The following is a 13369-nucleotide window of genomic DNA, read 5'->3' as shown; positions in this document are numbered from 1 at the left end:
GGCGATAAGTGCTACTATTATTGGTGTAGGAAACAGATTTAAATTTTTTTTGCAATCGATGGGTCATTTTAAGTCATTGTAGGACGAAAATTGTCCAACGGGAGGATATAAAATGCTCGATGAATTAAAATTGATTGAGGCAATCACCCCGGATATTCTCGCTGTACTCCAGGAACGTTACCGTATCTTAAGAAATATTTATTGGATGCAGCCCGTTGGCCGCCGGACACTTTCGGAAAGTTTATCAATGACGGAACGCGTGTTGAGGACGGAAACAGATATCCTTAAAAAGCTAAAACTGATCGACTCTTCAAAAAGCGGCATGCAATTGACCGCCTATGGAGAAGAAGTGTACACGAAGATCGGTGCACTGATGGATCAGCTGTTCGGAATGCACCAAATCGAAAAACGATTATCAGAGACCTTTGGCATCGATCGTTGTTTGATTGCGAGCGGCGATGGTGATCGACAACCGAAAGTGATTGCTGAATTTGGCCAGTTGCTGAATGAATCGTTGGATCTCTTATTGCCAGAAGGCAAAAACACCATCGCAGTGATGGGAGGGACGACAATGGCGAAAGTTGCCGAGGAATTGGGCAATTTGGAAACCGCCAAACGTCATAACTTGTTTGTTCCAGCCCGTGGCGGTATCGGAGAATCAGTCAACGTGCAAGCAAACTCAGTCAGCTCAGTAATGGCGATGCAGACAAACGGCGATTATCGCTCCTTGTTTGTACCAGAACAATTAAGCATGAACACCTACGAGTTTCTCTTGAAAGAACCCGCCATCGTTGATGTCTTAAACTTGATAAGTCAAGCGAATTGTGTTATTCATAGTATTGGACGGGCGTTGCATATGGCGGCTCGACGAAAAATGTCAGAACAAGAAATTCTGATGTTAAAACAAAAAAATGCAGTTGCAGAATCCTTTGGGTATTTCTTTAACGAAGCTGGCGAGGTCGTCTACAAAGTTCCTCGCATCGGACTTCAATTAAAAGATTTGCAAAAAGTCCCAATCATTTTTGCGGTCGCTGGCGGACAATCAAAAGCCAAAGCGGTCAATGCATACATGAAAAATGCACCAAAACAAACCTGGCTCATCACCGATGAAGCTTGCGCAAATGAGATTTTAAAAGGGGCAACCCTTTAAAATAAATATTTTTATGATTTTCATAAGGAGGAAATCTTAAATGACAGTTAAAGTAGGTATTAATGGATTTGGACGTATCGGACGCTTAGCATTTCGTCGTATCCAAGAAGTAGAAGGAATCGAAGTTGTGGCTATCAATGACTTAACAGATGCTAAAATGTTAGCTCACTTGTTAAAATATGATACAACACAAGGACGTTTCAACGGTACAGTTGAAGTTCACGAAGGTTCATTCAATGTGAACGGAAACGAAATCAAAGTTTTAGCTAACCGCAACCCTGAAGAATTGCCTTGGGGCGAACTAGGTGTTGAAATCGTGTTAGAATGTACTGGATTCTTCACTTCTAAAGCAGCTGCTGAAAAACATTTAACAGCTGGTGCAAAACGTGTAGTTATCTCAGCTCCTGGTGGAAACGATGTTCCAACAATCGTTTACAACACAAACCATGAAACTTTAACAGGTGAAGAAACAGTTATCTCTGGTGCTTCATGTACAACAAACTGTTTAGCTCCTATGGCGAAAACATTGAACGACAAATTTGGTGTGATTGAAGGATTAATGACTACAATCCACGCTTACACAGGTGACCAAATGACTCTAGACGGACCACACCCTAAAGGTGACTTCCGCCGTGCCCGTGCTGCTGCTGCAAACATCGTGCCTAACTCAACTGGTGCTGCTAAAGCGATCGGCTTAGTAATCCCAGAATTGAACGGCAAATTAGATGGTGCTGCTCAACGTGTTCCTGTTGCAACTGGTTCATTAACTGAATTAGTTACTGTTCTTGACAAAGAAGTAACTGTTGATGAAATCAATGCAGCAATGAAAGAAGCTTCAAACGAATCTTACGGTTACAACACAGACGAAATCGTTTCTTCTGATATCGTTGGTATGACTTACGGTTCATTATTTGATGCAACTCAAACAAAAGTTATGACTGTTGGCGACAAACAATTAGTTAAAACTGTTGCTTGGTACGACAATGAAATGTCATACACTGCACAATTAGTACGTACTTTAGAATACTTCGCTAACCTATAAGAGTTGCGAACGACTTTAATTTAAACCATCGCAAGAGAAAGCGGGGAAGCATCGCGCTTCTCCGCTTTTTTTAACAATTATGCTAGGAGGAATCTGTTCATGGCGAAAATGACAGTTCAAGATATCGATTTAAAAGATAAAAAAGTTCTTGTACGTGTGGACTTCAACGTTCCATTGAAAGATGGAGTGATCGGAGATGATACACGGATCAAAGCAGCATTACCAACAATCAATTACGTGATCGAAAACGGCGGAAAAGCAATTCTTTTCTCACACTTAGGTCGTGTGAAAGAAGAAGCAGATAAAGCTGGAAAATCTTTAGCGCCAGTTGCGAAACGTCTAGGCGAATTGTTAGGCAAAGAAGTAACTTTCGTGGATGAAACCCGCGGCGAAAAATTAGAAGCAGCGATCAACAACATGCAAGATGGCGATGTCGTTGTTTTTGAAAACACTCGTTTCGAAGACATCGATGGCAAAAAAGAAAGCAAAAACGATCCTGAACTAGGTAAATACTGGGCTTCTTTAGGCGATGTTTTTGTAAATGATGCCTTTGGTACCGCACACCGCGCACACGCTTCAAACGTAGGGATCGCTTCAACAGGTATCCCAACAGTTGCTGGTTTCTTAATGGAAAAAGAAATCAAATTCATCGGTGAAGCAGTCGAAGAACCAAAACGTCCAATGATCGCGATTCTTGGTGGAGCAAAAGTATCTGACAAAATCGGCGTAATCGAAAACTTGATTCCTAAAGCAGACAAAATCTTGATCGGCGGCGGAATGACGTATACGTTCTACAAAGCAAAAGGTATGGAAATCGGTAATTCTCTTGTGGAAGCAGACAAAGTAGAATTAGCAAAAGAATTGATCGAAAAAGCTGGCGATAAATTAGTATTACCAGTTGATTCAATCACTGCTGCTGAATTTTCAAATGATGTCCCAACAGAAGAACATACTGGTGATGTTCCTGAAGGACAAATGGGCTTAGATATCGGACCTGAAACTATCGCTTTGTTTGCTGAAACATTAAAAGGCGCAAAAACAGTCGTTTGGAACGGACCTATGGGTGTGTTTGAAATGTCTAACTTCGCAAACGGTACGATCGGTGTTTGTGAAGCAATTGCCAACCTTGAAGATGCAACAACGATCATCGGTGGCGGTGACTCTGCAGCTGCAGCAGAACAATTAGGTTTTGCTGACAAATTTACCCACATCTCAACAGGTGGCGGTGCCAGCCTTGAATTGCTAGAAGGAAAAACACTTCCTGGCCTAGCTGCGATCAACGATAAATAATCAATGACAAGCCGTGCAAAGGATCTCCTTTGCACGCTTGATAACGAAAAGGAGTGCCAGAACATGCGCAAACCAATTATTGCCGGAAACTGGAAAATGAACAAAACTGCGAAAGAAGCAAAAGAATTTGCTGAAGCAGTCAAAACAAAAATTCCTAGCAACGATACAGTTGACTCTGTGATCGGTTCGCCAGCTCTATTCTTAGAAACATTAGTGAATGCTGCTGAAGGAACAGAATTAAAAATTGCTGCTCAAAACAGCTACTGGGAAAATGAAGGTGCCTTTACTGGTGAAACTTCACCAGCAGCTTTAGCAGATCTAGGTGTTGACTATGTCATCATTGGTCATTCAGAACGTCGTGAATACTTCCATGAGACAGATGAAGACATCAACAAAAAAGCCAAAGCAATCTTTTCAAACGGCATGATCCCAATCCTATGCTGTGGTGAATCTTTAGAAACCTATGAAGCTGGCAAAACAGCGGAGTGGATCGAAGGACAAATCACTGCTGGCTTAGACGGTTTAACAGACGGTCAAGTAAGTAATCTTGTGATTGCGTACGAACCAATCTGGGCGATCGGTACTGGTAAATCAGCGGATGCAAACATCGCAGACGAAATTTGTGGCGTTGTCCGCAAAACCGTTGAAAAATTATACGGCAAAGAAGTTTCAGATAGCGTGCGTATCCAATACGGCGGTTCTGTAAAACCTGAAAACATTGCTGAATACATGGCAAAAGAAAATGTTGACGGAGCATTAGTTGGCGGCGCAAGCTTGCAAGCTGATTCATTCCTAGCATTATTAGATGCTGTAAAATAATTTCATTTTCATGAAAATAACATTTGCAGAATCGTCATTTTTTCACTACAATTAAGTTGTTCGCAAGGGGCTTTCCCCTTAAGATAAAACAAACTCAAAGGAGAGACAAAACATGTCAATTATTACTGATGTTTACGCACGCGAAGTCTTAGACTCACGTGGTAACCCAACTATCGAAGTAGAAGTCTACACAGAATCAGGTGCTTTCGGCCGCGGAATGGTTCCTTCAGGAGCTTCAACAGGTGAACACGAAGCAGTTGAATTACGTGATGGCGACAAAGCTCGTTATGGCGGTAAAGGTGTAACGAAAGCAGTTGACAATGTAAATAACATCATTGCAGAAGCTATCATCGGCTACGATGTACGTGACCAAATGGCTATCGATAAAGCAATGATCGCTTTAGACGGAACTCCTAACAAAGGCAAATTAGGCGCAAACGCGATTCTTGGTGTTTCTATCGCTGTTGCTCGTGCAGCTGCTGATTACCTAGAAGTACCTTTATACCACTACTTAGGCGGATTCAATACAAAAGTATTGCCAACTCCTATGATGAACATCATCAACGGTGGTTCTCACTCTGACGCACCAATCGCTTTCCAAGAATTCATGATCTTGCCTGTAGGCGCACCTACATTCAAAGAAGGCTTACGTTGGGGTACTGAAGTATTCCACGCTTTGAAATCAATCTTGTCTAAACGTGGTTTAGAAACTTCAGTAGGTGACGAAGGTGGTTTCGCTCCTCGTTTTGAAGGAACTGAAGACGGTGTTGAAACAATCTTAGAAGCAATCAAAGCTGCTGGTTTAGAACCAGGTAAAGATGTATACCTAGGATTTGACTGTGCATCATCAGAATTCTACGAAAACGGTGTTTACGACTACTCTAAATTTGAAGGCGAAAACGGCGTAAAACGTACTGCTGCTGAACAAGTTGACTACTTAGAAGAATTAGTTAACAAATACCCAATCATCACTATCGAAGACGGTATGGATGAAAACGACTGGGATGGTTGGAAACTATTAACTGAACGCTTAGGCGACAAAGTTCAATTAGTAGGGGATGACTTGTTCGTTACAAATACTGAAATCCTTGAAAAAGGAATCAAAAACGGTATCGGTAACTCAATCCTGATCAAAGTTAACCAAATCGGTACATTGACTGAAACTTTCAATGCAATCGAAATGGCGAAAGAAGCTGGTTACACTGCAGTAGTTTCTCACCGTTCAGGTGAAACAGAAGATTCAACAATCTCTGATATCGCAGTTGCAACAAACGCTGGCCAAATCAAAACTGGTTCTCTTTCACGTACTGACCGTATTGCAAAATACAACCAATTACTACGTATCGAAGACCAACTTGGTGAAGTTGCTGAATACAAAGGTTTGCAAGCTTTCTACAACTTAAAAAATAAATAATCTTAGCTTAATCAAACGTTGTCGTTTGGCTGAACTGAAATGATGGTAAAGTCCCCTCATGTGTAATTGACATGGGGGGACTTTTTACGAGTTTTATCGGTATGCTAATTGTATGATAGACTATAGGAAAACTTAGTATTTTAGGAGAGAATGCTGATGAAAAAATTGTACATAAATAATGTAGTATCAAAGGAAGTAGAACATATTGTTTCGGCTGCAGGAATTATTGACCTATTTCCAAAAGAAGTGATCCTCCAGTATAATTGGCTGATTACCGATTATTCAGGTGACATAAGTATTTTGCATTCGATTGAAAAGAAGAAAAATGGAAAGTCGCTTATTTGGCTGAGCGGCCATAATTTATTGGATGCAATCAAAGATACTTATCTTTATGAAGGGGTGCTAACTGGTTTTTTACCCAGCATTTCTTTGGATGATCTTTTGATCTTTGATTCTTATCCTGAGTGGGAAGGCTGGAATCGTGATGTAGATCTTCCGTACATTCAGCATCCATTAGGCAGCTTAGAATTAATCATTGATGATGGTAGCTCATATTCTGTCGTTACAGACGATACAGATCTATTGGTATATATAGAAAAGCATTGTAAGGATATAGCTGTGTCTGATTCATGTGATGAAAGACCAGACAGATCGTTTGGCGATCTTTATAGTCAACAGTTGCTACCCACAACTGTTGGCAACTGGTGGTTAACCTTTAACGGGGAGCCGATTTCTTTTAAAGTAATCGATGGTCATAGCAATTTTTCGAGTGACTACGGTGAAACTCATCCAGATTGGGTCAACGAAATAATCGGTCGCTTTATCTTATTGCCTAATTTAAAAATGATCAAAGGGAAGGGAAAACTTGAGATAAAAACGGATCTTCCTCGACACTCTTTCCGTGATTTTGAAATCGTTAGTGGGCAAAGATACTATGGCGCGCAATATTTGTTAAAAAAATCTGCCAATAACCTTAATTTTGCTGTAACTCAATATTATGACGATGAGTGTTTCCTGAAAAAATCCGGGGGTGTATATCAACTTGACAGATCTGACTCGGGATTCCCAGCTTATTATATTGAGGGGAATCAAAGTCCAGTTGATTTAAGATTTTGTTTGTCATGGGGTGCATTGGCTACTGCAGATTCTTTGTCCTTGGATGTGGCTTGTGACTTTGATCAAGAGGAGATTGTTCAAACTTTTAGTAATTAAAAGTGAATGAAAGCTATATAGAAAAAATCTGTTTCTAGTAGATGAACAAGGAACAGTTTTTTTCTATAGAATGTAAGTTGAAAAGTTAAGAGAACTTATAAATAGAGGGAAAATAACAATAAGATTTTAAAGAATCTGCTAAAATTTTTGTAACCAAAAATGAAAATAATATGATTGTTTATGAAAATTTTCATTTTCAGTTTACATTTTTTTTTTTTTGACAAGTGAAATTTTAGCGAGTAGCCAATCACTCCTGGTGTTTAAGAGTTTTCAATGAAAGAACTTTTATCACAAACAAAAGATTCTTTCTGGATTTTGAGTATTTATAATGAAAAAAATATTCTATTGTTTTTCAAACAAAAGAAATCCTATTTCATTTTCACAAATTTCCTTGAGAGCAGGACCCATTTTTCGGTTTTTGCTCTCATTTTTCTCACAGAATCAAAATTTGGGTCATTTTGCATTTTCTCTTTTTTCCGATTAGGATAATCACCTGAGTAAAATTTGTTGTTTGGAGGAAGAGAAATGCGTACTTATGTGAAAAAAATAGTTCACCCAATGTTCATGCTGTCCTTACTTATGTTATCCTACTTGGCGCCTTTATTATCAGTCATCACAGCCAATGCGGATACCGAGGAGAGTCCCAAATCAATCCTATTTCAAAACGAAAAGGGCACAGCGCAAGTGACCTCATTACCAGATTCTACCACAGGGGAGATCACTTGGACGATCCAAGTAAAAAAGAATCAACAAGCAGCAGCTAATCAACTGGCATTCAGCTTGAGTGAAGGAGAACGAACGGTTCTGCCGGAATCAATCCAAAGTAACGGCAAGAAATTTACATATGATTCGCAAAGACAGCAGTTGATAGAAGAAACTGCTAGCAGCTCCTTTAGCCAAATGACGCTAACGTTTCAGACAAAAGGTCTTGAAACATTGACAATCAAATCCGCGTTTCTTCAAACAGAGGAAGAAAATGGTCAAGTGAAAGAAGACATTATCAACACAACAGATGTAGCAGTTGTTCTACCTGACAATCAATCCACAGAAGCAACGAGTGCCGAAGCAGTGCTTGCTGACAGTCAGGAACAAACAGAAGCTTCCAAAAAACAGCCTGCAACAAAAAGCAGCGAATCACAACCACAAGCAGAGTCAACTACCGCATCAACAGCAATAGAATCAACGCCTGATACACAAGTAAGTGCGCCATCAGCTGCACAACTATCAAGTGGCGGCAGCTTTAAAAATGATGTGCCAGAAGTTGATGACGCACTTCTAGGAGAAGCCCAATATTTTCATATTTTTGCTAACCATGCGACGCTAAATACCCACACGAACGGAAACTTAGCAGTGGGAGAACTAAATGGCAATGTCAATTTTGGAACCAGTATTCAGGATGGTTCGTTGGCAACAGAAATCAATTATATTCAAAAGGTCAATACGATCGCAAATTCTTCCTTTGTGTCAGGAACTGATAGCAGAAAAAACAAAGTTGTCTTTGGCCCATCAGTCACAGTAGATTTAGCAGATCAAAATCAACAACCTGCCGTTTTTGTAAATGGACAGAGAATGGATCACTTGAAAACTTCCGAAGTTTTCCAAGATCAATCCGCAAGTGAACCGTATATAGATTTTAAAAAGGTATTCTCAACGTTACAGGCGACGTCAGAAAGGCTAGGAGCCTATCCGCAAACACCCGGTGTAACCAAAGACTTTACTGATAATAATCAGCGGGTCATCAATACCGCCCGTGCTGAAAATGATACGCAAGAGGTTGTGTTGACCTTAACGGATGAACAAGGAAACCCGCTTGATGACGGTGTCTACAAACTTCAAAATAAAAAGACACATAAAGAGGTTGATGAAGAGGTCACAAATGATGATGGACAAGTAATCGAAACGGATCTTCCAGAAGGGGACTATTCCTTTGTTGAAACAGAAGCGCCAGACGGTTATCTAATCGACAAGAAACCAATTTCCTTTTCGGCAGACACTATTGATGAAGAAGATCAAAAGGTAGTCGTTACTCTTTCAAAAACAGAGTTAGAAAAAGATACACCCATTACCATCAAAGGGCTAACAAAAGGCACGTCTCCTGTGCTCATCAATGTGGATACCGAAGGAGCAAGTACCGTTAATATCAAGTCGCAAATCAAACTAGAATATACAGATGGTACGACGCGCAATAGTCATGAAACAGAAGCGTTTGACGATGCCGTTATCCTATGGAATTTTATTAATCAGCCAGAAAATCAAATGATTTCGATTAATAGTCCCTTCCAAGGAACGATTTTGGCTGTTGGTGATACAGTTGATGTCCACCAAAATGTTGACGGTAGTATCATTGCTGATACGGTATTGGTCAATGCGGAAACCCACCGCTGGGATCTTCAAGCCAATGAAACGGTTGTACCGATAATCAAACTAGCTGCAATGAATCACCTGCTGTCTCTTGATACAACGACAATCAGCGGAACCAAAACGTGGGACGATTATGACAACAAATTTAATACCCGTCCAACAAGCATTACGGTTCAATTACTGCAAAACGGTGAAGTGTTCCAAACAAAAACGGTTACCCCAAATAAAGAGGGGGAATGGCATTATGAATTTACCGATCTACCAACAACCGACGAATCTGGTCAGACCTATGACTACGCAATTCAAGAAACACCCGTTGAAGGATACACCACCAAAGTAAACGGCTATGACTTAGTCAACACCTACCGTAACACCGAAACGACAGAAGTAGCTGGAACAAAGACATGGAATGACTACGACAATAAGTTCAATACCCGCCCTGAAAGCATCACTGTCAAACTGATGCGAAACGACGAAAAATACGCAGAAAAAATTGTAAAAGCAGATGAAGAAGACAACTGGACTTATCACTTTGACAATCTGCCTAAGTATGATGCCGAAGGAAAAGCATACACTTATACGATCCAAGAAGAAAATGTTCCAGGATACACCAGTGAAATCAATGATTATGACCTAGTCAACACCTACCACAATACCGAAACGACAGAAGTAGCTGGAACAAAGACATGGAATGACTACGACAACAAGTTCAACACCCGCCCTGAAAGCATCACTGTCAAGCTGATGCGAAACGACGAAAAATACGCAGAAAAAATTGTAAAAGCAGATAAAGAAGACAACTGGACCTATAGATTTGACAATTTGCCTAAGTATGATGCCGAAGGAAAAGCCTACACTTACACGATCCAAGAAGAAAATGTTCCAGGATACACCAGTGAAATCAATGATTATGACCTAGTCAACACCTATCTCAATACCGAAACGACAGAAGTATCAGGAACAAAGACATGGAATGACTACGACAACAAGTTCAATACCCGCCCTGAAAGCATCACTGTCAAGCTGATGCAAAACGGCGAAAAATACGCAGAAAAAATCGTAAAAGCCGATAAAAAAGGCAACTGGACCTATCGCTTTGATAAGCTGCCAAAATACGATGCCGAAGGAAAAGCCTATACCTACACGATCCAAGAAGGAAAAGTTCCAGATTACACCACCAAAATAAATGGCTATAACTTAGTCAACACTTATACAGGGCCAGAGACACCAAAAACACCGAGTGATCCTAAAAAGCCAGATACTTCTAAACAATCGGAAGATGACAACAAGAATGACGCAAACCATGCGACTACTGAAAAACGATTGCCTAAGACAAACGAGCGCTCTTCTTATGAGTGGAGTATTCTTGGAAGTATTTTACTCGTTACAAGCGTTGGCATACTTTATCGACGAAAACATAGTTAACCAATCAAAACTTTGCCCTGACTTCTAACAGATAAGCAGGGCAAAGTTTTTTTAAAAGTATAGGACTTATTTAAGACCTGCGACAAAACTTTGGCTGAAATCCATTGTAAATGGTAAACTAAAATTAAGGGGGGATCCTATGGTTTGGCTATTGCTACTACTGCTTATTTTTGGTTTTTTGGTGTACTATGTTTATCGCACGTCTGTTTTGAAAAAGGGCGTACGTTATTTTGTTTCGGCGATCATTATGCGAAACAATGAATGGTATGAAAAAGAAGGCAGAAAGAAACTGGGGATTCCATACAAAGAGCGGATCGCAACAAAGAGTTCAGCTTTTTGGACACAAGGTTCGGAATGTACGGTAACGACCGCTGATGATCTGATCCTGACAGCGGAAGTCTTCGATCAGTGTGCAAAAACGTGGGTGATTTGCTTGCATGGGTATCGCAGTGATGGGCAAGCAGACTGTCAAGAGGCGGCTGAGAAATTCTGGTCTGCTGGTTACAATGTTTTAGTTCCTGATTTGCGTGGACATGGCCGCAGTGAAGGCAAAGAGATCGGTTTAGGGTGGCTAGATCGGATGGATCTGCTTTTGTGGATCGATAAGATTTTGGAAAAAGACCCACAAACACAAATCTTCCTCTATGGTTTAGGAATGGGGGCTGCGACCTTGCTGCTGGCTAGTGGAGAAGTCATGCCGGTGCAAGTAGTTGGGTTGATCTCAGACAGCAGCTATACGTCCGTTTACAGTGCGATCCGATCAAGCTTACCGCAATTTTCTCGGTTACCGATCAAACGCTTTTTGCGCTTAGCGAATCGCTATAGCAAACAATTAGTCGGTTATCCCTTCTTGCAGATCTCGGTGACCCGACAAGTCGGCAGCAACCATTTACCTGTGCTGTTTTTACAAGGAGAAAAAGATTCGTTTCTTTCGGAAAAAGAGATCAATACTTTAATGGAGGCAACAGCTGGACCGAAACAAAAAGTCCTCTTTGCGAATATGGGACATTTACAGGCAGTGAAAGATGCACCAGAATATTGGCCAACCGTTTTGCAATTCATTGAGAATATCAAACAAAATACAGACATTGTCTGATAGAAAGGAAGAAAGCAATGGAAATCAAAGAAGAAAATAAACGTTTTGCTTTGTATGATGGAGAAAAAGAGGTGGGAGAAATCACATGGCAAGAAACGCCAGATGATGTTCTAGAAGTAGACCACACCTTCGTCAACCCTGATTATCGCGGCCAGCAATTGGCGCAAAAATTACTCAAAGCGGTTGTTGAAAAAGCACGACGGGAAGAGAAAAAAATTATGCCTGTCTGCTCCTTTGCGGTCAAAGAGTTCAAAGAAAAACCAGAATACGATGACGTACTCGTTCGCTGATTTGAACGAAAACAATCTATGAGAAAAAGGCTGTCAGAAAGGACAGTCTTTTTTTAAACCGTCCTGCAACGGTCAATGACAAAAAGAGAGTAGTAATTTCCAGCGGAAAATGCTAAAATGGAAAGGACGACTTTAGCAAGCAAGGAGGAGCTAACGTGTATAACATCTTATTAACTGCTGTGATCGTTATTTCGATTTTAATGGTCATTACGATCATGATGCAGCCTAGCAAGCAAAATAGTGCAGCTAGTGCCTTTACTGGCGGTGCAGATCAATTGTTTGGTAAGCAAAAAGCCCGTGGATTTGAAGCGGTGATGCAGCGTTCAACGGCCATTTTAGGTTTTGTTTGGATGGTCTTGCTCTTTATTTTGGCTTTTCTTTCATCAAACTAATCACTTTGTTAGCGAACCTCTCGTAAAGAGAGGTTTTTTTCTTTTTAACGGGAAGATTTTGATCGCATTTGTCGAAGTATTCTTGCTAACTATGGTAGAATTGGACGTGAGGTGAAAGGAAACATGAAAACATTTAATCAACCAAAACCGGTTTTTGCTGAACACGGCAAACGAGCGGTCATTTTGTTCCATGCCTATTCAGGCAGTCCTAACGATGTGCGCATGCTTTGTCGTTCGTTAGAACAAAAAGACTACACGGTTTATACACCGATGTTTACTGGACATGGTACACCGAATCCAGATGATATCTTAAATCAAGGAATGACTGTTTGGCAGCAGGATGCTGCGGATGCAGTTGCTTATGTGAAAGAAAAAGGCTATGAGGAAGTTGCCGTTCTTGGACTTTCGATGGGTGGGATTTTAGCGATGGATCGTTTGACGCAAGACCCAACATTGATGGGCGGCGGTCTTTTTTGCTCACCGTTATTTGAAACCAAGAACGAAGTACCAGTCAATTTTGAAAAGTATGCGGAAATGGTCATACCCTACGCTGATTTAGATGAGGCGACCCAAAAAGAAATCTTGGCAGAAGTCCCTCGTAAGGTCAGAGAACAACTGCAAGGAATCGAAACAGTCGGACAAACCACGGCTGAGCATTTAGGAAAAATCGAGCGCCCAATCTTCTTGGCGCAAGCAGGAAGGGACCAAATGATCGATCCACAGACGGTTTTCAAAACCGCAGCGGCATTGTCCCATGTTCCCTATACGCTTCAATGGTATCCTCAAAGTGGTCATGTGGTGACGGTTGGACCAGAACGGAAAAAATTAGAGCAGGATGTGTTTGCTTTCTTAGAAACACTTGCTTGGAAAGAGTGAGT

The 13369-nt window shown here is 40.8% G+C and carries 11 protein-coding genes; all 11 read left to right on the top strand.

What is annotated here, in order from left to right:
- The first annotated feature begins 112 nt into the window (after positions 1-112).
- The 11 genes from IGI69_RS12215 (at position 113) to IGI69_RS12165 (ending at position 13367) form a co-directional block, all read left to right on the top strand.
- Positions 113-1150, top strand: a complete 1038-nt coding sequence (locus tag IGI69_RS12215; protein ID WP_438740965.1) for a sugar-binding transcriptional regulator — start codon at positions 113-115, stop codon at positions 1148-1150.
- Between the two features lie 40 nt (positions 1151-1190).
- Positions 1191-2192 carry a type I glyceraldehyde-3-phosphate dehydrogenase gene (gap, locus tag IGI69_RS12210; protein WP_008380858.1) on the top strand — a complete coding sequence of 334 codons (1002 nt, stop codon included), beginning with the start codon at positions 1191-1193 and terminating at the stop codon, positions 2190-2192.
- Between the two features lie 99 nt (positions 2193-2291).
- Positions 2292-3482 carry a phosphoglycerate kinase gene (locus tag IGI69_RS12205; RefSeq protein ID WP_005234355.1) on the top strand — a complete coding sequence of 397 codons (1191 nt, stop codon included), beginning with the start codon at positions 2292-2294 and terminating at the stop codon, positions 3480-3482.
- Between the two features lie 63 nt (positions 3483-3545).
- Positions 3546-4301 carry a triose-phosphate isomerase gene (gene tpiA / locus IGI69_RS12200; RefSeq protein WP_010749804.1) on the top strand — a complete coding sequence of 252 codons (756 nt, stop codon included), beginning with the start codon at positions 3546-3548 and terminating at the stop codon, positions 4299-4301.
- A 112-nt stretch (positions 4302-4413) separates the two neighbouring features.
- Positions 4414-5715, top strand: coding sequence for a surface-displayed alpha-enolase (eno, locus tag IGI69_RS12195; RefSeq protein WP_005234360.1), 1302 nt, complete (start codon positions 4414-4416; stop codon positions 5713-5715).
- 156 nt (positions 5716-5871) lie between these two features.
- Positions 5872-6927 carry a hypothetical protein gene (locus IGI69_RS12190; RefSeq protein WP_438741543.1) on the top strand — a complete coding sequence of 352 codons (1056 nt, stop codon included), beginning with the start codon at positions 5872-5874 and terminating at the stop codon, positions 6925-6927.
- A 525-nt stretch (positions 6928-7452) separates the two neighbouring features.
- A complete protein-coding gene (locus IGI69_RS12185; RefSeq protein WP_438740962.1) occupies positions 7453-10713 on the top strand; it encodes a Cna B-type domain-containing protein in 3261 nt (1086 codons plus the stop codon).
- Between the two features lie 139 nt (positions 10714-10852).
- Positions 10853-11809: an alpha/beta hydrolase gene (locus IGI69_RS12180; RefSeq protein WP_438740960.1), complete on the top strand. Its 957-nt coding sequence runs from the start codon at positions 10853-10855 to the stop codon at positions 11807-11809.
- 17 nt (positions 11810-11826) lie between these two features.
- Positions 11827-12099, top strand: coding sequence for a GNAT family N-acetyltransferase (locus tag IGI69_RS12175; protein WP_015510184.1), 273 nt, complete (start codon positions 11827-11829; stop codon positions 12097-12099).
- A 155-nt stretch (positions 12100-12254) separates the two neighbouring features.
- A complete protein-coding gene (gene secG / locus IGI69_RS12170; RefSeq protein ID WP_005228700.1) occupies positions 12255-12491 on the top strand; it encodes a preprotein translocase subunit SecG in 237 nt (78 codons plus the stop codon).
- Positions 12492-12614: 123 nt separating this feature from the next.
- A complete protein-coding gene (locus IGI69_RS12165) occupies positions 12615-13367 on the top strand; it encodes an alpha/beta hydrolase (RefSeq protein WP_074536100.1) in 753 nt (250 codons plus the stop codon).
- Positions 13368-13369 lie beyond the last annotated feature (2 nt).

It is taken from the genome of Enterococcus sp. DIV1083b, assembly GCF_051713705.1.
Taxonomy (GTDB): domain Bacteria; phylum Bacillota; class Bacilli; order Lactobacillales; family Enterococcaceae; genus Enterococcus_D; species Enterococcus_D casseliflavus.
The sequence above is the reverse complement of the archived record's forward strand: the minus strand, read 5'-3'. Positions and strand labels throughout refer to the sequence as shown.